The organism is Picosynechococcus sp. PCC 7003, assembly GCF_001693255.1.
Classification (GTDB): domain Bacteria; phylum Cyanobacteriota; class Cyanobacteriia; order Cyanobacteriales; family MRBY01; genus MRBY01.
Window position 1 is genome coordinate 1,119,309 of the sequence record NZ_CP016474.1, and the last position, 18,057, is coordinate 1,137,365.

Here is an 18,057-nt window from a genome sequence, read left to right on the forward strand (position 1 = left end):
AGCAGTCAAATATGTTTGATCGAAGTCTTAATCGAGTGAACGAGCGGTTAAATCGCACCTTGACTCGTAATCAATTGCTACAACAGGCCACTGATCAAACACGTTGGCAACTCCGAGTAAGTCGGGTTGTCATCTACTATTTTTACCGGGAATGGAAAGGACAGGTGATTATCGAATCCCTGAGCCAGAGTGAATTTTCAATTTTAGGATCGACGGGGGCAGATGATTGTTTTAATGGTGATTATGCCCAACGGTACCACCAAGGCAGAATTCTGCAGGTTACAGATATTGAAGCGAGTGATTTTGAGCCTTGTCACCTGGACTTTTTGCGGTCAATTCGGGTGCGGGCAGATCTGGTTGCGCCGATCATCGTTGATCAACGTTTGTGGGGATTGTTAGCGGCTCATCACCACGAGGTACGGACTTGGCTAACGGAGGAAGTGGAGTTTGTTCGGCAGCAAGCACAAATCCTAGCTGTTGATTTACAACTCATGGACTAGATCCTTACCATGACTCAACTTAAAGGTGTGAATGTATAGGAAATCACAATGTACTAGCCAAATCTCTGCCTTTTGATGTATATGTTGGCGTAACCCTGTAAATAATTTATTTTTATGCTCTCCCTTGATTTGATGTCACATACCCTAGATGCTGAGCTATCGACGAAAGCACGGATCCTAGTAGTGGAGGACGAGGCAGTCATTCGTGACATGATTGTGATGGGTTTAGAGGAAGAAGGTTATGAGGTCTTTTTTGCGGATAATGGCCGTACAGGCTTGAATATGTTGCAAAATCCAGAATTCAACGCTCCGGATATGCCTCTGGATTTGGTAATTCTGGATATTATGCTGCCGGAAGTGAATGGTTTAGATCTTTGTCGTTTTTTGAGATATCAGGGAAACACGATTCCGATTTTGGTATTGAGCGCTAAGGCGAGTGAAACAGACCGGGTTTTGGGCCTAGAGGTGGGTGCTGATGATTATTTAACGAAGCCTTTTAGTTTGCGGGAGTTGGTAGCCCGGTGTCGGGCGCTGTTGCGACGTCAACAGTTTATCCGCAGCACGCCTAAAAACTCGGTGCGCCAGTTTAAGGATATTTCTTTGTTCCCGGAGGAATGTCGGGTGACGGTACGGGGTGAGGAAGTGAGTTTGTCGCCCAAGGAATATCGTTTATTGGAATTGTTTATGAGTTATCCGCGTCGGGTTTGGTCGCGAGATCAGTTAATTGAGCAGGTTTGGGGTGCTGATTTTCTAGGGGATACAAAAACGGTAGATGTGCACATCCGTTGGTTACGGGAAAAGTTAGAGTTAGATCCGAGTCAGCCGGAATATTTGATCACAGTGCGGGGCTTTGGCTATCGATTTGGTTAGGGGAAAGCGGCCATAATTCGATACAATCAGCGATCACATTGTTTCGACAGAGATGGTATGGCTCAGGCGCTCGTCATTGGAATTGGTCGTTCGGGAATTGCGGCGGCACGGCTTTTGAAGCGACAGGGTTGGGAGGTGGTCTTAGGCGATCGCCAAACGGATGAATCCCTCGTCGCGGTGCAACAGGACTTATCGGCCCAAGGGATTACGGTCAAACTCGGCCATACGCCAAACCTAGCAGGCGATCGCCCCGATCTGATTGTGGTGAGTCCGGGAGTACCTTGGGATATTCCTTTTCTGAAAGAAGCGCGAGACCAAGGCATTGACACCATCGGCGAAATGGAATTGGCTTGGCGCAATCTGGATCAAAAACCCTGGGTCGGTATTACCGGCACAAACGGTAAAACCACCACCACCGCCCTGGTAGAAGCGATTTTTCAAGTAGCAGGTCGGGGCGGCCCTGCCTGTGGGAATATTGGTCACGCTGCCTGTGAGCTTGTGTTGGGAGAAGCCACCCCAGAGTGGATTGTGGCAGAAATTAGTAGCTACCAAATTGAATCCGCACCGACTCTCCGTCCCCAAATTGGTGTGTGGACGACCTTCACGCCAGACCACCTCGCCCGCCACTACACCCTCGACAATTATCACAACATTAAAGCGTCCCTCATTCGGCGTAGTCGTCGCCAGGTCTTGAATGGGGATGATCCGTTTTTGCGATCGCAGGCTGAACAATGGCCCGACGCCTATTGGACAAGCACCAAGGGAGCAGAACATTTACCCTGTGACCCTAAACGGGGGGTATTTATCCAGGATGCTTGGGTGAAAGCCTTTGGGGAATTGGTGATTCCGGTTTCTCTGCTGAAAATGGTCGGCGACCATAACCGCCAAAATTTACTCTTGGCGATCGCCGCCGCCCGATTAGCAAATATCGACAAAGGGGCGATCGCCGAGGCCATTGCTACCTTTCCTGGTGTGCCCCACCGTCTGGAGTTAATTCGCCAGCACCAGGGAGTTGATTTTATCAATGATAGTAAAGCAACGAACTACGACGCCGCCGAGGTGGGCTTAAATGCGGCCCCTGGCCCAGTGATCCTCATTGCCGGGGGTGAACCCAAAGAAGGCAATGCCGAGGCCTGGATCAAAAAAATCAAAGAAAAGGCAGCGACGGTGCTCTTAATCGGTGAGGCAGCCCCCCAATTTGCCCAGTTACTCCAAGAGAGCAATTACACCCAGTACGAAATTGTCGCCACCCTAGAAAAGGCGATCGCCCGCAGTGTTGCCTTAATTCCGACCCTCCAACCGAAAGCAGTGCTCCTTTCCCCCGCCTGTGCCAGCTTTGATCAATACCGTAGTTTCGAACATCGGGGCGATCACTTCCGTCACCTCTGCCAAGCCCTATAGAGCTAAAACCCTTTAGCATTAAAGAAAATTACAAACACTTACTGGGAGCACACTGTGAACCAAAGGCCCCTAGCCATTGATTTGTTTGCGGGATGCGGCGGAATGTCCCTGGGGCTAGAAGCGGCGGGCTTTGATGTGGTCGCAGCGGTAGAAATTGACCCCGTCCATGCCCTCGTCCATGAGGTGAATTTTCCCTATGGTGTCACCTTTTGCCGGGATATTCGTCGGCTGGAATGGCCAGAAATGCGCCACGCCATTGAACAGCGCGGCTATTCAACGGCAGAAATTGATTTACTCACGGGTGGCCCTCCCTGCCAGGGATTTTCAGTGATGGGCAAACGACAGTTGGATGATCCGCGCAATCAATTGATCTTTGAATACGTCCGGTTGTTGCGGGAAATTCAACCCAAATATTTTATTTTTGAAAATGTCCAGGGCCTTACGGGGCAACGCCACCAAGGGATGTTGAAACAGCTTTGCCAAGCCTTAGGCGAGGCTGGCTACCATGTTTTGCCTCCCCAGGTGCTCAATGGTGCTGATTATGGCGCTCCCCAACGACGTAAACGCTTAATTCTCTTGGGATATCGCCGAGATGTTCCCCCTGTGGCCTATCCAGCGCCGAGCCATGGCCCTGACCGAAAACCCTATGTCACTGTCCACGAGGCGATCGCCGATTTAGAACCCATCCCCGTTTTTACGGATATTGACCGGGGCATTGTCCCCCCCGAACCCCTAGGAACTTTTGGGCGATCGCTCAACGAGCACTTTCGCCATTGCCATTCCCGTCAACTAGAAACTAATTTTCTCTGGGGACACCTCGGTTCTCAGCATCAACCAGCAATCCAAGCCCGTTTCCAAGCCACCCCCCCCGGCAAAAAAGAAGCCATTAGTCGCCTCTTTAAGCTCGATGCCCAGGGCCTCAGCAATACCCTACGGGCCGGCACCCCCACCGACAAAGGGTCCTTTACGGCCCCCAGACCCATTCATTACCAACTGCCCCGCTGCATTTCGATCCGCGAAGCCGCCCGCCTACATACCTTCCCCGATTGGTTTCAATTTCACCGCAAAGTTTGGCATGGCTTTCGGGAAATTGGCAATGCTGTGCTACCGCTCCTGGCAAAAAAAATTGCCCAAGAAATTATTCATACGTTAGAAATTCAGCCGGATTTGCTACCCCAAAAAACAATTTATATTACCCAAACTGATGCCTTATGGTATCCCCTTGGGCAAGCTAGTCAATATTGGGAAATTCCGTGGCATTTGGTTCCGCGCCGCCGCCGTCCTCCCTCACCTTAAAAAATCATAAAAGTCATATTTTTTGAAACCCAATTTTTCACCTATGATGACTATATTGCTATTTAGCAGACTATCTTTTTAAACCCCAATAACCTGTTATAAGACTGATTTCTAGCTGGTAGAAACTAGTTTATTTTTATTGTTTAATTCTTGTTAATGCTCCTCCTCGATCACGGGTACTATGGATTTTCTCCGACTGCGGCACAGTCGATGGCTACGATGGCTCAGCCTCAATAGCTGCTTGGCGATCGCCTATGCCTGGACTGCGGAAATCAGTCTGATTTTTACCACCTTACCGGGAACTGTCGCCTCAGTATGGCTCCCCTCAGGGTTGACATTGGGCTTAATTCTTCTTTTCGGTAATCAAATCTTACCGAGCATTGCCCTAGGTTCCCTCTGGGTTATTTCTTTTGATTTGATCGAACGGGATCCAAATATTAGTCTTCATGCTTTTGTTTGGGTTAACTTCGGTTGCATTGCCGGCAATTTAGTACAACCCCTTTTAGCCCGTTTTATCCTAAAAAAATATGCCCAGAATCGATACTTTTTCAATCAAGTTCGGGGCGTTTTGACTTACATCACCGCAGCAACTATTTCGCCGATGGCCTCCGCTTTTATTGGTGTCACCAGTGTTGTTTTTGCAGGACGTATGGAATGGGAACACTATGGCTTAAATTGGTTTACTTGGTGGTTGGCCAGTACCTTAGCCCACTTGATTTTTACGCCTGTTATTCTTCTAGGAAAGGATTTCTTTAGTCGAAAAATTCCCTACCATGTTGTAGAGGCGGTGCTAATTTTAGCGATTTTTATCGGTGTGAGCTGGAGTATTTTTATCCAAAGTTACCCCGTCGCCTATCTACTGCTGCTTATTTTGAATTGGACGGTGTTTCGCTATGGCGCTTTTGTTTCAAGCCTATTGGTGAGTATTGTTTCTCTCTTGGCGATTTATACAACCGCCCATGGTTTGGGGGTATTTGTTTTAGAGTCTCAAAATCAATCCCTATTGTTTTTGCAATCATTTATGGGGGTATTTGCCCTCAGTTCTCTGCTCCTCTCGGCGGCAGTCGAAGAACGAAGCCGCGCCCAGTCTTCCCTAAAAAAAGCCCTGGACAATTCCACAAAGCTGGTTTTAGAAAGAACCAAGGAATTACGGCGTAGTGAAGCACTGCTCCGGCAGACCAACCAAGAATTACAAAAATTAGTTCATTTAGACGGTCTAACCCAAATTGCCAACCGACGCTGTTTTAATCAACGGCTCACGGCGGAGTGGCATCGTCTCTACCGCGAACAGAAACCTCTGGCGTTAATTCTCTTTGATGTGGATTACTTCAAACGCTACAACGACTTCTACGGCCACCAACAGGGAGATGAATGTCTGATTCAAATTGCCCAGTCGGTGAAACACATTCTCAAGCGACCGGCAGATTTGGTGGCTCGCTATGGGGGAGAAGAGTTTGTGGTTGTGTTACCAAACACGACTCAGGAAGGGGCAACCATCGTCGCCAAGCGAATTCGGCGAACCATCTTAGATCTCCGAATCGCCCATAATGCAACGGAAACGGGTGAGGCAATCGTCACCGTCAGCCTCGGTGTTGTCAGTGGTATTCCCCAGGGCCAGGAAAAACCCCTGACCTTTGTGCAAAAAGCTGATCAAGCTCTCTATTTAGCCAAGCAGCAGGGGCGCAACCGCATTGTTGTCGCCGGGGAGTCTGAGTTGCCCCGTTTGCCTTAGTCCGAAGGCGCTATTGAAAAGGCCCTAATCCAAAGGCGATCGCCTTGCCTACAATTTGTCAGCCCCTAGGTTTTAAGCCCAGATTAACGGCGATTTATCCCTACGCTAGCCTGGATTAAAAGTCCATTAACCCCGTGCAAGATGATCTCAGGGAACGACCCAACCGTCTATAATGTGGGATGATTTCAACGATTTGCTTTAATTTCGAGCATTTTGTTTTGATCCACTACCCGACATCCCCTTTGAAGTCATCCTTTTCTACAAACTCGGGAATCTGTATGGCGTACCATGACCCCCCAAAAAAATTTTCCGGGAGTACACACCATGCACACTACTTTTTAAAGCACCAAAATAAGAAACCTAAGGAGTTGAATCCATGAAAATAATTGTTCTGGGTGGAGATGGGTTTTGCGGCTGGCCCACAGCATTGCATCTGTCGAAAGCAGGTCACGATGTTGTTATTGTTGATAACCTTTCCAGAAGAAATATTGATAATGAACTGGAAGTAACATCACTGACGCCGATTAGCCCAATGTCGGTCAGGCTCAGAGCATGGAAAGAACTCACTGGCAAAACAATTCAGTTCTTCAACTTCAACATTGCCCACGAATATGACCAGCTCCTCAAGCTGTTCGTTGACTACCAACCGGATGTTGTCGTTCACTTCGCCGAACAACGGGCGGCTCCTTATTCCATGAAGTCTCCCAAGCACAAGCGCTATACCGTTGATAACAATCTGAACGGTACAAATAATGTGCTTTGCGCCATTGTCGAATCAGGTCTCGATATCCATGTGGTTCACCTCGGCACCATGGGGGTTTATGGCTATGGCACCGCCGGAATGAAGATTCCAGAAGGCTACTTGGATGTTCAGGTAGTTACCGAAGAAGGCAAAGTAATCGAAAAGCAGATTTTGCACCCGGCAAATCCTGGCAGTATCTATCACATGACCAAAACCCAGGATCAACTATTTTTTGCCTACTACAACAAGAATGACCAAGTCCGGGTTACTGACTTACACCAGGGGATTGTTTGGGGTACCAACACCGCAGAAACATCAATGGATGAACGGCTCATCAACCGCTTCGATTATGATGGCGATTATGGTACGGTTCTCAATCGCTTTTTGATGCAAGCAGCTGTGGGCCATCCGCTGACTGTCCATGGTACTGGCGGCCAAACTCGTGCTTTTATTCATATTCAAGATACGGTGCGTTGTGTCGAATTGGCGATTAGCAACCCTCCGGCCAAAGGAGAGCGGGTCAAAATCCTCAACCAGATGACGGAGACCCACCGCGTCCGGGATCTGGCGCAGATGGTGGCAAATATTGCTGGGGCGGAAATTCAATATTTAGAAAACCCCCGGAATGAAGCGGCAGAAAACGAACTGTATGTGGATAATCAGTGCTTCCTGGATATGGGCCTAGAGCCAACCAAGCTCGATAAGGGGCTGATGTTGGAGGTCACAGAAATCGCGAAGAAATATGTGGATCGCTGCGATCGCTCTCGGATTCTCTGTACTTCTAAGTGGACTCAAAGTGCGACTTCAGAACCGCTGAAAGTTCCCGCAAAAGTTTAGAGCTTAGAGGTTTTAAATATTTGGCGTAATGGGGGGCGATCGCCCCTCTTTTTTGTTGATTGAGCTTTTGGCTCTCGTGCGGTGGCGAGGCGAAAAAAGATCTGATTTTTTTAAATAATTTTTAAATAAAAAAAGAAGACCTCCATAGCAGCCCATGGAAGTCTAATAAAAGTGACGAAAAACTGGGCGTTTTTGACCTTAGAGTTTGTTAAGGTTGATGCCAGCTTCTCTAGCCATGGCGTCGATGCCTTTCTTTTCAAGGGTTTTGATGGCTTTGGTGGAAAGACGTAGGCGGACAAAGCGATTGCCTTCGGGCCACCAGACTCTTTTCCACTGTAAATTAACTTCCTGTAGCTTTTTCGTCCGACGGTGGGAGTGGGAAACCGCCATCGCATTATTGGCTTTCTTGCCGGTAATCTGGCACTTACGGGACATACGAAAGATCTCCTAGCAATTTTTATAATAAGTAATCCAATCTACAATCATAGTGCATTAACGAAGCGAGGCCAAATTCATGCAACGCGGAAAACTGACCGCTATTATTACCGGAGCGATTTCTCTTTTGTTGGCGATCGCCTATTTACTGCTCGTCCAAATTCTGGATTTTCGCGGCGAAATGAAACCCGCGCCGATGGTGGAGATGCTCCCGACAATGATCAGTGTTTTAGAACAACCCTGCACTAATCAGAAGTTTTACTCCTAAGCATTACAGCGATTTCCCTGGGGCGACTAAGTCAGGCCGCTAGAATGAAACTATGACAATCAATGGGCGATAGTCCTCCAGTCCTCAAATTCATTCATACATTCATAGGGCGATCGCTCGGCAACTGGAGAATTTTATATGGCTTTTACTGGGGAAGAAAAATCTTCCCAAAATCCAACCATCGCAACCCCCTCAACGGACAATTCCCCGCAACAAAAACAAGAGTTTAATGCCTGGCAACTGTGGAACATGAGCATTGGCTTCCTTGGGATTCAGTTTGGTTGGGGCTTGCAGATGGCAAATATGAGCTCTATTTTTGAACATCTTGGCGCCAGCGCCCACAGCATTCCTATTCTTTGGTTGGCAGCCCCCCTGACGGGTCTTTTGGTACAACCAGTCATTGGCAATTTAAGCGATCACACCTGGACTCCCCTGGGACGTCGTCGCCCTTATATTCTCGTAGGGGCTATTTTGGCATCGATGGCGTTAGTCCTGATGCCCCAATGCAGCAGCCTTTGGATGGCGGCGGGACTCCTGTGGATCTTAGATACCAGCGCCAATACGAGTATGGTGCCGTTTCGGGCATTTGTTGGGGATCTCTTACCCCAGCGGCAACGGACAAAAGGGTTTGCGATGCAAAGCGTGATGGTTGGCCTAGGGGCGATCGCCGCTTCGATGTTGCCTTGGCTTTTGAGTCACTTATTCGCTGTAAATTCTGCCACTGGCCCAGATCAGCAGATTCCCCAATCCGTCACTTGGTCTTTTTATATTGGTGCAGGGCTCTTTCTCAGTACAGTCTTGTGGACGGTGCTGACCACTGCAGAATCTCCCCCCCCGGACTTAGACCGCTTCGATCAACTCAAAGAACAACGGGGTGGTATTCGCCAGAGCTTCAGTGAAACCTGGCAAGTGTTGGGGCAAATGCCACCGACTATGTATCGACTTGCCTGGGTGCAAATCTTTACTTGGTTGGGGATCTTTTGTTTCTTTATTTACTTCCCGCCAGCGGTAGCCCGGAATATTTTTGGGGCTGTGGATATCCAGTCCACCCTCTACAACCAAGGGATTGAATGGGCGGGACTTTGTTTTGCTGTTTTTAATGCCGTCTGTATTCCCTTTTCGTTCCTTTTGCCCTGGTTAACCCGTCGCGTTGGCCGCAAGGTAATTCACATCATTTGTCTTTTGTGTGGTGGCTTGAGCCTCATTGCCCTCTTAAAAATTCAACAACCCTGGCTGATTTTACCTTCGATGGTTGGTTTTGGCTTGGCCTGGGCCAGTGCCCAAGCGATTCCTTATGCCATTTTGACCTATGCTTTACCGACCCAAAGACGGGGTATTTATCAAGGCATTTTTAACTTTTTTATTGTGTTGCCAGAAATTGCGGTTTCCCTGGGCTTCGGCTGGATTATGGAACATTGGCTCCAGGACAATCGACTCGCTGCTGTGGTCTTAGGAGGAAGTTTTCTCGTGATTGCGGCAGGCTTGATGGTGTTTGTCCCGACAGAGGCAAAGCAATTAGCGGCACGACAAACGCCACCACAACAAGTAAAAGAGCCTGCCGTTGTTGATTCGACGGTCTAGGGCACTTGGGAAATTTGGGCGATCGCCTGGTCTTGGGTCAATAGATCGAGGGCCGCTTGATATTGCAGATCCGTTTCACTGCCCATCATCCCATAGCCGATTGGCTCTTGGGGCACCACCTCATCGGGCATAATCCCTAACTTATTAATGTCATGGTGCAGGGGAGTTTCATATTTCGCGACGGTGACTGCCATGCCCGCTCCATCTGGCAATTCAAACAGCGATTGGATCAGCCCTTTCCCAAAGGTTTTCTCGCCCACGAGCACCGCCCGACCATTATCCTGGAGTGCCCCGGCTAAAATTTCACTGGCGCTAGCCGTCGCTTGATTCACGAGGACGACCAGGGGCGCATTGGTGAGGGGTTGGCCCACGGCACTGTAGCTTTCGAAAATACCTTGGCGGTTGACCGTGTACACAATGGTTTCTTGATCAAGCCAGAGGCGTGCAATCTCGATGCCAGCCTGGAGCAAACCACCGGGATTATTGCGCAGATCTAAAACGTAGCGGTCAGCTCCCTGTTTTTGCAGCTGATTCAGGGATTTAATAATTTCTGTTTTGGCGTTGGCACTGAATTGGTTGAGGCGAATGTAACCCACTTTTTCGCCATTTTTTTCGTCTAATTTGTCATAGACAGGATTCAGGGCAATGGTGTCACGGGTCACTTTGACGATGCGTACCGTATCTGTTTTTGGCGATTTTACGGTGAGGGAAACGGTGCTGCCTTTTTTGCCGCGCATTCTTGCCGCCGCCTCCTCCAGGCCAATATTGCGGGTATCAATGCCATCAATGGCTAAAATTTGATCTTTTGCTTCAATGCCAGCCGCTTCGGCTGGGGAACCAGGCAGGGGCAAAATCACCTCTAAAACATCGACTTCTGGATTGACATTGATCTGTAAACCGACCCCCGATAGTTCGCCGGAGGTGCTGACTTTTAGGCTGCGGTATTGCTCTGGGCGCAGGAGGCGAGTGTAGGGGTCATCGAGGAGGGCCAACATTTCGCCCACGGCTTCATAGGCTTCTTCGCGGGTTTTGAGGGGCCGCTTGAGAAATTTTTGCCGGATGATCCACCAATTTTGATGGTTAAAGGTTTCATCGACGTAGGCTTGACTAACGTAACGCCAGGCCTGGAGCAGTAAATCTTGTTCGTCGGTAAAGGCGATCGCCCGCTCTATGGGCCCAAAGACCAATACCAACACTAGCAAAAGACTGCAAAGACCAGCCTGTAAACGTTTTCTCAGCATCCGTCGAGTTTTATGAAAAATACTTGATTATTTTTAACACTATAGCGAAATTAACGGCCCTTTGACGGGTTTTGAGGTTATCCTGGGGCGATCGCCGTCAACAAAAATTGGCCCTGACGCCATTAGGGTCACTTCCGCCAAAAAGCCCGATAATCCTTTCACTTCACCACTTGACAGAGCAAGCTGTGTTACATTTTTGTAAAGAGATTTTTCGTTTCTAATCAGGCTTCATGTTTACAAAAGAAGTTACCGACTCCAAATTATATAAGTGGTTTAACGAAAGACTAGAAATCCAAGCGATCTCTGACGACATTTCTAGTAAATACGTTCCCCCCCACGTCAATATCTTCTATTGTCTGGGTGGTATTACCCTTACCTGTTTCATTATCCAGTTCGCCACTGGATTCGCAATGACCTTCTACTACAAGCCCACCGTAGCAGAGGCATTTACTTCCGTTCAATACATCATGAATGAAGTGAACTTCGGTTGGTTGATCCGTTCGATCCACCGTTGGTCTGCCAGCATGATGGTCTTAATGATGATTCTCCACATCTTCCGGGTGTACCTCACCGGTGGCTTTAAGCGTCCCCGTGAGCTGACTTGGATTACCGGGGTCATCATGGCGACGATCACCGTTTCCTTCGGTGTAACTGGTTACTCCTTGCCTTGGGACCAAGTTGGTTACTGGGCAGTCAAGATTGTGTCTGGTGTACCTGCGGCGATTCCTGTCGTGGGCGACCAAATGGTTGAGTTGCTTCGCGGTGGCGCAAGCGTTGGCCAAGCAACCCTAACCCGTTTCTACAGTCTGCATACTTTTGTTCTACCTTGGTTGATTGCGGTCTTCATGTTGGCCCACTTCCTCATGATCCGTAAGCAAGGTATTTCTGGTCCTTTGTAAGGATCAGGTTTTCCGTTTGCTCAAAACAACGTTCTTGTTGAGGAGAACTTTTACTCATGTCTATCATGAAAAAGCCGGATCTTAGCGATCCAAAACTCCGGGCAAAACTGGCTCAAAACATGGGACACAATTACTATGGTGAGCCGGCTTGGCCCAATGACATTCTTTTTACCTTCCCCATCTGTATTGCGGGAACCATCGGTTTAATTACCGGCTTGGCGATTCTCGATCCAGCGATGATCGGTGAACCGGGTAATCCTTTCGCAACCCCTCTGGAAATTTTGCCGGAGTGGTACCTCTACCCCGTCTTCCAAATCCTCCGGGTGCTGCCCAACAAACTGCTGGGTATTGCTTGCCAAGGGGCGATTCCGCTGGGTTTGATGATGGTGCCTTTCATTGAGAGCGTCAACAAATTCCAAAATCCCTTCCGTCGTCCGGTGGCGATGGCTGTTTTCCTTTTTGGAACGGCAGTCACTCTCTGGCTCGGTGCGGGTGCTTGTTTCCCCATTGATGAGTCTTTGACTTTGGGCCTGTTCTAAAAATACATGCCTAATTTTTTAGACTAATTTTATTTTTCATTTCTAACAAAATTGGCGATCGCCCCCTTTGGCTCCGGCTAAACGATGGCGATCGCCTTTTGCGTGACCCCTATCAGCATTTCCGGACGGAGAAGCATCAAGGCTAGACCCTGTGCCATGTATCATTTAGGCTGAGAAACATTCCGTTGACGCCTAAGCGATATGAGCAACCAGACCTCGAAAATTACCTACACTTTTACCGACGAAGCCCCCGCATTGGCGACCTACTCCCTACTCCCCATTGTGGAAGCCTTTACGACCGCGGCCAATATTGAGGTGGAAACTAAGGATATTTCCCTCGCTGGGCGGATCATTGCAAATTTTCCGGAATATCTCACCGCAGAGCAACGCCGCCCCGATGCCCTCGCCGAATTAGGGGCCTTGGCGAAAACCCCGGATGCTTACATCATCAAATTGCCCAATATTAGTGCCTCCATTCCCCAGTTGACGGCGGCGATCAAAGAATTACAGACTAAGGGTTATAACGTGCCGGATTATCCCGCCGACCCTAAAACTGAGGCAGAAAAAGACATTAAAGCAAAATACGCAAAAGTCCTTGGTAGTGCGGTCAACCCAGTGCTCCGGGAAGGCAATAGCGATCGCCGGGTGGCCGCTGCTGTCAAAGAATATGCCCGGAACAATCCCCATCGGGTCGGAGAATGGACAAAAGACTCCAAATCCCACGTCGCCCACATGGATGAGGGAGACTTCTACGGCAGCGAACAATCCGTTGTGATTGAGCAACCGGGCACCCTGAAAATTGAGCATCAAGGCACCGATGGTACTGTGACGATTCTCAAAGAAGCGATTCCCGTTCTCGCTGGTGAAGTGGTCGATGCCGCGGTGATGAGCGTCAAAGCCCTGCGTGCTTTCTATGAAAAAGAAATGGCCGCCGCCAAAGCCGAAGATATTTTATTGTCCTTGCATGTCAAAGCGACGATGATGAAAGTCTCTGACCCGATTCTCTTTGGTCATGCCGTCACCGTTTACTACAAGGACGTTTTTGCGAAATATGCCGATACTTTCCAAGCGTTAGGCGTTAGCCCCAATAACGGTTTAGGGGATGTTTACGCCAAAATTGCCAATCTTCCGCCCGCAGAAAAAGCGGCGATCGAAGCAGATTTACAAGCTGTTTATGACGAACAACCCCGCTTGGCAATGGTCAATTCCGACAAAGGAATTACCAACCTCCATGTGCCCAGTGACGTAATTATTGATGCCTCCATGGCGGCAGCAATTCGCACCTCCGGCAAAATGTGGGGAGCCGATGGGAAAGCCCACGATACGAAAGCGATGATTCCCGACCGCTGTTATGCCACCATGTACCAGGCCTGCATTGAATTCTGTCAGGAAAATGGCGCCTTTGATGTCACGACCATGGGTAGTGTCGCCAATGTGGGGCTAATGGCGAAAAAAGCTGAAGAGTATGGTTCCCACGATAAAACCTTTGAAATTGCCGCTGCTGGTCAAGTGCACGTCGTTGATGGGCAGGGCAATATTCTAATGGCGCATCCCGTGGAAAAAGGGGATATTTGGCGGATGTGTCAGACCAAGGATGTGGCGATCCAAGATTGGGTAAAGCTGGCGGTCAATCGGGCCCGCCTCACGGGGAATCCCGCCGTGTTTTGGTTAGATGAAAACCGTGCCCACGATGCCCAGATCATCGCCAAGGTTAAAGAATATTTACCGCAGCATGATCTGAGTGGTTTGGATATTCGCATTCTGCCGCCAGTGGACGCAATGAAATTTACCTGCGCCCAAATTAAGGCTGGCCAGGATGTCATTTCGGTGACGGGGAATGTGCTGCGGGACTATTTAACGGATTTGTTCCCCATTCTCGAACTCGGCACCAGCGCCAAGATGCTCTCCATTGTGCCATTACTCGCTGGGGGTGGTCTGTTTGAAACGGGGGCGGGCGGTTCTGCGCCGAAGCACGTCCAGCAGTTCCTTGAAGAAGGTCATCTACGCTGGGATTCGTTGGGAGAATTTTTGGCGATCGCCGTTGCCCTAGAAGACCTCGCGCAGAAAACAGGCAATGAGAATGCCCTTATTTTGGCAGAGGCCTTAAACAAGGCCAACAGCCAGTACCTCAACAACGATAAATCTCCCTCCCGTAAGGTGGGTGAAATTGATAACCGGGGCAGCCATTTTTATCTGGCGATGTATTGGGCCCAAGCCTTAGCAGAACAGGACAAAAATCCAGCACTGAAAGCAAAATTTGCGCCCTTGGCCCAAGCCTTAACAGACAATCAAGACAAAATCGTGGCAGAACTCAATGGGGCTCAAGGTCAAGCGGTTGATATTGATGGTTACTATTTTGCTAGTTCTGAAAAAGCAAGTCAGGCAATGCGTCCTAGCGAAACCCTGAATCAGGCGATCGCTACCTTGATTGCTGCTTAAAAACCCAATTTTTCGAGGATCGGCTTCGTGGAAACAAAATATTTTCCGAGGCCGATTTTTTGATCACTGGTTTATCTAGCAAAAAAGATATACTAGAAACAATTTTAAGCCCACGAAAAAAGCGATGGATTTGCTCACGGTTCAGGAAGCGCAAAATAAACTCCAGCGACTCATTGATGAAATTGCCGATAGCCATCAACCTGTTGTGATTTCTAGTGAACACAATAAAGTCGTGATGATTTCACAGGCAGATTGGGACGCGATCCAAGAAACCCTTTATTTAGTCAATATTCCGGGCATGAAAGCATCCATTCAAGAAGCAGCCATAGAACCCCTAGAAGAGTGCATTGCTTTGGAAAATTTAGACTGGTGAGCTGGAAAATAGTCCTGTCAAAGCAAGCAGCTAAAGATGCCAAAAAAATTGCGTCTGCTGGTTTGAAACCACAAGTTCAAAAACTTTTAGGGATACTCCAAAACAATCCATACCAGCCTCCCTACGAAAAATTAGTGGGAGATTTAAAAGATTATTATTCACGTCGCATCAACATTCAACATCGTCTGGTTTACCAAGTTTTAGAGTCTGAGAAAACAATTAAGATTTTACGGATGTGGAGCCACTACGAATAAGCATTTGATCGTTTCTTAAAAACCCAATTTTTCGAGGATCGGCTTCGTGGAAACAATATGTTTGCCGAGACCAAGTTCTTGGGGCGGAATACCCAACGCGAGGGCCACTAATTGGGGTAAATGGAGCACAGGAATCCCCAATTTCTGGCCAATCACTTTTTCCACTTCCGGTTGGCGCGAATCTAAATTGAGATGACAGAGGGGACAGGGAGTCACTAGGCAGTCTGCCCCGGCGGCGATCGCCGCTTGCAGGTGTTTCCCAGCGAGACGAAATGCCTGTTCCGTGGCATAACTAGAGAGGGGCCAGCCACAGCATTGGGTGCGCCCATCATAGATAATTGGCGTTGCCCCAACTGCCGAGAAAACAGACTCCAGAGAATGGGGCTGGACAGGGTCATCGAAGGGCAGACTATTCTGAACCCGGAGCAGATAACACCCATAAAAGGCGGCACATTTAAGTCCTTGGAGGGGCTTAATCACTTTTTGCGTAAGCTTATCGAGACCATAGTCTCCTACGAGCGCCCAGAGTAAATGTTTAACTTCGCTGGTGCCTCTATAGGGGGAACAGTGGGACTCGCTGAGGAGGTGATTTACCTGGGAAAAATAATCTGGATTATTGTCTTTGGCTGCTTTGAGGCGTTCATCAACATGGCCGATCACCCCTTGGCAGGTGCTGCAATGGGTGAGTAAGGGCAAATTCAGCGATTCAGCCAACGCGATATTGCGGGCATTGACGCTATCTTCTAGGAGTTGGGATTCTTCTTTGTAGGTGCCAGAGCCGCAACAGGCAGCTTGTTTGAGTTCGATTAATTCAATGTCGAGGGCTTGGGTGAGGGCCGCCGTGGAAAGGTACAGTTCCCGACAGGCTCCCTGGGCAACGCAACCGGGAAAATAAGCATAGCGCAACATTTCAGCCAAACCTTAGAATCTTGGAGGATGTAGGTTGATCTTATCGTTGGTCGTTTCGTAGTCTGTGGAAATAGTTATGTTTTGTTATGTCTAATGGTTCTTCTGCTTTGAATACTGATTTGGCGATCGCCCTCCAGTGGGGGCAATTTCAGGCACGGTTTTTTGGTCAAGTGGCCCACGAACTGCGATCGCCCTTGAGTACGATCATGGGGCTGCAGCAGTTAATTTTGACGGATTTATGCGAAAGTCCCGCCGAAGAACGGGCCTTTATTGCCGAAAGTTATGCGGCCAGCCAAAAGTTATTGGGGTTACTCGATTTGGCGATCGCCGTTTCGAAATTAGAGTATGGCCAAAGTTCTAAACGGGCGGAGTGGTTTGATCTTAAAACTCTCTGCGGCGAATTAGAAAGCCTGCTCAGGGTGAAGGCCCAGAATAAAAATTTGCGGTTGACTATTGCGCATCCCGTCGGCGCCACCCTGGATATTTTTGGCGATCGCCACCACCTGCAGCAGTTTTTTCTCACCCTGATCGACACAACCCTGCAACGAGCCCAACAGGGGACGATTCACCTCAGTTACAGTCAGAAACAAAATAAAATTACGTTTCAATTAACCTCAACCCAAACCACGGACTTTTGGCGTGAAACCCATGTGCCGAATTTAACCCTAGGCGATCGCCCCAGCCTAGAAGAAGTCCAACAACTGGCCCAGGCCCTTGAATTTTCTCCGGCCCTGAAGTGGCAACTGTGTCAAAAGCTGCTGGCGAACTACGGAGGCACCCTGACCCGCCAGTACCAAGATCAAACTATGCAGGTAACGGGGCAGTTTCCTCAACCGCACAGGTGATCACACTAATTGGATGCTCGTGGTTGTGGAGGACCATGGTGGTCGTCGCATTTTCCTTAAAGCCGATGCGCTCATAAAAGGTCTGCTGGTGGGTGGTCATCAAATAAACTCGCTCGACCCGACACATCCGCGGATGGCTAATGAGGGTTTCTACTAACTTACGACCCAGGCCCAACCCTTGATAATCGGGGTGAATCACCACATCCCATACCGTCGCCCGAAAGACGCCGTCCGAAGTTCCCCGGGTGAATCCAATGAGGCGATCGCCATCCCACACCGTCACCACCGGATCACTGTAGGCGATCGCCGTTTCCAAATCTGCCAGAGAACGTTCCCTCGCCCAAAATGCCGTCGCGTTAAACAACGCCTGCAACTGCACCAGATCAACCTTGGCCTTATCCACAGAAAATAAAATATTGCTGCAATCCGAAATCTTATTCATAGCCTTTTAGACGCAGAGGGAATAAAACAAAAACACCCAGGGCAACCCTTCCCTTGTCCCACGGGAATTTTTCTAGGACAGGCGGATCGCGAAGACAAAAGAATAATGACCCAAAAAGTCACCCATTCTCGTTAACCCATCAGCAATCTTAACCTGAAAAATTTGTCCCTCATTGTAACCAGTTCCGCCATACATCCGGTGATGAATTGTTGATTTTTAGCTTTTTTCCCAGAAAATAGCGATTTCCCAAACTGCTGTCCAAAAATCCTTAAATCCGCCCAAATCCCGTCATATCTTGATCCCAGCCCATCCATTCTCCCCAAGACTTTGCTAAGGAGTGATGTTAGAATTTATTGCCATAGCTAGGGGTGTCTGTCATAGGAATCAGACTGAGATAGTCCCTTAGAACCTGAGACTGGGTAATACCAGCGTAGGGAAGCTGTTAATAGAGGAT

At 48.8% G+C, this 18,057-nt stretch carries 18 protein-coding genes and 1 riboswitch; of the genes, 14 read left to right on the forward strand and 4 right to left on the reverse strand.

Annotated features, from left to right (window positions below):
- The first annotated feature begins 11 nt into the window (after positions 1–11).
- From AWQ21_RS05380 to AWQ21_RS05405, 6 genes are all read left to right on the forward strand, one after another.
- The gene (locus tag AWQ21_RS05380) at positions 12–500 is read left to right on the forward strand and encodes a GAF domain-containing protein (RefSeq protein WP_065713650.1); all 489 of its coding nucleotides are present in this window, start codon (positions 12–14) and stop codon (positions 498–500) included.
- 114 nt (positions 501–614) lie between these two features.
- A complete protein-coding gene (locus AWQ21_RS05385) occupies positions 615–1,370 on the forward strand; it encodes a response regulator transcription factor (RefSeq protein WP_012306479.1) in 756 nt (251 codons plus the stop codon).
- A gap of 57 nt (positions 1,371–1,427) precedes the next feature.
- Positions 1,428–2,771, forward strand: coding sequence for a UDP-N-acetylmuramoyl-L-alanine--D-glutamate ligase (murD, locus tag AWQ21_RS05390; protein WP_065713651.1), 1,344 nt, complete (start codon positions 1,428–1,430; stop codon positions 2,769–2,771).
- A 54-nt stretch (positions 2,772–2,825) separates the two neighbouring features.
- Entirely contained in the window at positions 2,826–4,067 is a 1,242-nt protein-coding gene (locus AWQ21_RS05395) for a DNA cytosine methyltransferase (RefSeq protein WP_065713652.1), read from the forward strand.
- Between the two features lie 181 nt (positions 4,068–4,248).
- A complete protein-coding gene (locus AWQ21_RS05400) occupies positions 4,249–5,799 on the forward strand; it encodes a diguanylate cyclase domain-containing protein (RefSeq protein WP_065713653.1) in 1,551 nt (516 codons plus the stop codon).
- A gap of 376 nt (positions 5,800–6,175) precedes the next feature.
- Positions 6,176–7,378 carry an NAD-dependent epimerase/dehydratase family protein gene (locus AWQ21_RS05405; protein ID WP_065713654.1) on the forward strand — a complete coding sequence of 401 codons (1,203 nt, stop codon included), beginning with the start codon at positions 6,176–6,178 and terminating at the stop codon, positions 7,376–7,378.
- 198 nt (positions 7,379–7,576) lie between these two features.
- Here AWQ21_RS05405 and rpmB read toward each other — a convergent pair whose 3' ends face one another.
- On the reverse strand, positions 7,577–7,813 hold the full coding sequence (gene rpmB, locus AWQ21_RS05410) for a 50S ribosomal protein L28 (RefSeq protein WP_012306474.1): 237 nt from the start codon (positions 7,811–7,813) through the stop codon (positions 7,577–7,579).
- 79 nt (positions 7,814–7,892) lie between these two features.
- Between rpmB and AWQ21_RS05415 the strand changes: the two genes are divergently transcribed.
- Positions 7,893–8,081, forward strand: a complete 189-nt coding sequence (locus AWQ21_RS05415) for a hypothetical protein (protein ID WP_065713655.1) — start codon at positions 7,893–7,895, stop codon at positions 8,079–8,081.
- Between the two features lie 138 nt (positions 8,082–8,219).
- Positions 8,220–9,662 carry an MFS transporter gene (locus tag AWQ21_RS05420; RefSeq protein WP_157094702.1) on the forward strand — a complete coding sequence of 481 codons (1,443 nt, stop codon included), beginning with the start codon at positions 8,220–8,222 and terminating at the stop codon, positions 9,660–9,662.
- On the opposite strand, the gene ctpA is transcribed toward AWQ21_RS05420, so the two are convergent.
- Positions 9,659–10,903, reverse strand: coding sequence for a carboxyl-terminal processing protease CtpA (gene ctpA / locus AWQ21_RS05425; RefSeq protein ID WP_071932269.1), 1,245 nt, complete (start codon positions 10,901–10,903; stop codon positions 9,659–9,661). The two genes, AWQ21_RS05420 and ctpA, sit on opposite strands and share 4 nt — an antisense overlap.
- A gap of 230 nt (positions 10,904–11,133) precedes the next feature.
- On the opposite strand from ctpA, the gene petB reads away from it, so the two are divergent.
- From petB to AWQ21_RS05450, 5 genes are all read left to right on the forward strand, one after another.
- Positions 11,134–11,802, forward strand: a complete 669-nt coding sequence (gene petB, locus AWQ21_RS05430) for a cytochrome b6 (RefSeq protein ID WP_012306470.1) — start codon at positions 11,134–11,136, stop codon at positions 11,800–11,802.
- Between the two features lie 56 nt (positions 11,803–11,858).
- Positions 11,859–12,341, forward strand: a complete 483-nt coding sequence (petD, locus tag AWQ21_RS05435) for a cytochrome b6-f complex subunit IV (RefSeq protein ID WP_012306469.1) — start codon at positions 11,859–11,861, stop codon at positions 12,339–12,341.
- A 201-nt stretch (positions 12,342–12,542) separates the two neighbouring features.
- A complete protein-coding gene (locus tag AWQ21_RS05440) occupies positions 12,543–14,780 on the forward strand; it encodes an NADP-dependent isocitrate dehydrogenase (RefSeq protein WP_065713656.1) in 2,238 nt (745 codons plus the stop codon).
- Between the two features lie 124 nt (positions 14,781–14,904).
- Positions 14,905–15,153: a type II toxin-antitoxin system Phd/YefM family antitoxin gene (locus AWQ21_RS05445; RefSeq protein WP_065713657.1), complete on the forward strand. Its 249-nt coding sequence runs from the start codon at positions 14,905–14,907 to the stop codon at positions 15,151–15,153.
- Positions 15,150–15,407, forward strand: a complete 258-nt coding sequence (locus tag AWQ21_RS05450; RefSeq protein ID WP_065713658.1) for a Txe/YoeB family addiction module toxin — start codon at positions 15,150–15,152, stop codon at positions 15,405–15,407. The genes AWQ21_RS05445 and AWQ21_RS05450 overlap by 4 nt, the downstream gene beginning before the upstream one ends.
- Before the next feature lie 15 nt (positions 15,408–15,422).
- Here AWQ21_RS05450 and AWQ21_RS05455 read toward each other — a convergent pair whose 3' ends face one another.
- Complete coding sequence (locus AWQ21_RS05455; RefSeq protein WP_065713659.1) at positions 15,423–16,316, reverse strand: CoB--CoM heterodisulfide reductase iron-sulfur subunit B family protein; 894 nt, start codon at positions 16,314–16,316, stop codon at positions 15,423–15,425.
- A gap of 86 nt (positions 16,317–16,402) precedes the next feature.
- Here AWQ21_RS05455 and AWQ21_RS05460 point away from each other — a divergent pair, with 86 nt between their 5' ends.
- Complete coding sequence (locus AWQ21_RS05460) at positions 16,403–17,161, forward strand: sensor histidine kinase KdpD (protein WP_065713660.1); 759 nt, start codon at positions 16,403–16,405, stop codon at positions 17,159–17,161.
- Here the strand turns inward: AWQ21_RS05460 and AWQ21_RS05465 are convergent.
- The gene (locus AWQ21_RS05465; protein ID WP_315862259.1) at positions 17,121–17,594 is read right to left on the reverse strand and encodes a GNAT family N-acetyltransferase; all 474 of its coding nucleotides are present in this window, start codon (positions 17,592–17,594) and stop codon (positions 17,121–17,123) included. The two genes, AWQ21_RS05460 and AWQ21_RS05465, sit on opposite strands and share 41 nt — an antisense overlap.
- Before the next feature lie 363 nt (positions 17,595–17,957).
- Positions 17,958–18,057, forward strand: a riboswitch (TPP riboswitch).

Coding starts and splice junctions, on each gene's coding strand:
- murD (WP_065713651.1), top strand. CDS start 1,428: ATGGCTCAGGCGCTCGTCATTGGAATTGGTCGTTCGGGAATTGCGGCG.
- AWQ21_RS05445 (WP_065713657.1), top strand. CDS start 14,905: ATGGATTTGCTCACGGTTCAGGAAGCGCAAAATAAACTCCAGCGACTC.
- AWQ21_RS05385 (WP_012306479.1), top strand. CDS start 615: ATGCTCTCCCTTGATTTGATGTCACATACCCTAGATGCTGAGCTATCG.
- AWQ21_RS05405 (WP_065713654.1), top strand. CDS start 6,176: ATGAAAATAATTGTTCTGGGTGGAGATGGGTTTTGCGGCTGGCCCACA.
- AWQ21_RS05460 (WP_065713660.1), top strand. CDS start 16,403: ATGTCTAATGGTTCTTCTGCTTTGAATACTGATTTGGCGATCGCCCTC.
- ctpA (WP_071932269.1), bottom strand. CDS start 10,903: ATGCTGAGAAAACGTTTACAGGCTGGTCTTTGCAGTCTTTTGCTAGTG.
- AWQ21_RS05415 (WP_065713655.1), top strand. CDS start 7,893: ATGCAACGCGGAAAACTGACCGCTATTATTACCGGAGCGATTTCTCTT.
- AWQ21_RS05380 (WP_065713650.1), top strand. CDS start 12: ATGTTTGATCGAAGTCTTAATCGAGTGAACGAGCGGTTAAATCGCACC.
- petD (WP_012306469.1), top strand. CDS start 11,859: ATGTCTATCATGAAAAAGCCGGATCTTAGCGATCCAAAACTCCGGGCA.
- AWQ21_RS05400 (WP_065713653.1), top strand. CDS start 4,249: ATGGATTTTCTCCGACTGCGGCACAGTCGATGGCTACGATGGCTCAGC.
- rpmB (WP_012306474.1), bottom strand. CDS start 7,813: ATGTCCCGTAAGTGCCAGATTACCGGCAAGAAAGCCAATAATGCGATG.
- AWQ21_RS05455 (WP_065713659.1), bottom strand. CDS start 16,316: ATGTTGCGCTATGCTTATTTTCCCGGTTGCGTTGCCCAGGGAGCCTGT.
- AWQ21_RS05420 (WP_157094702.1), top strand. CDS start 8,220: ATGGCTTTTACTGGGGAAGAAAAATCTTCCCAAAATCCAACCATCGCA.
- petB (WP_012306470.1), top strand. CDS start 11,134: ATGTTTACAAAAGAAGTTACCGACTCCAAATTATATAAGTGGTTTAAC.
- AWQ21_RS05440 (WP_065713656.1), top strand. CDS start 12,543: ATGAGCAACCAGACCTCGAAAATTACCTACACTTTTACCGACGAAGCC.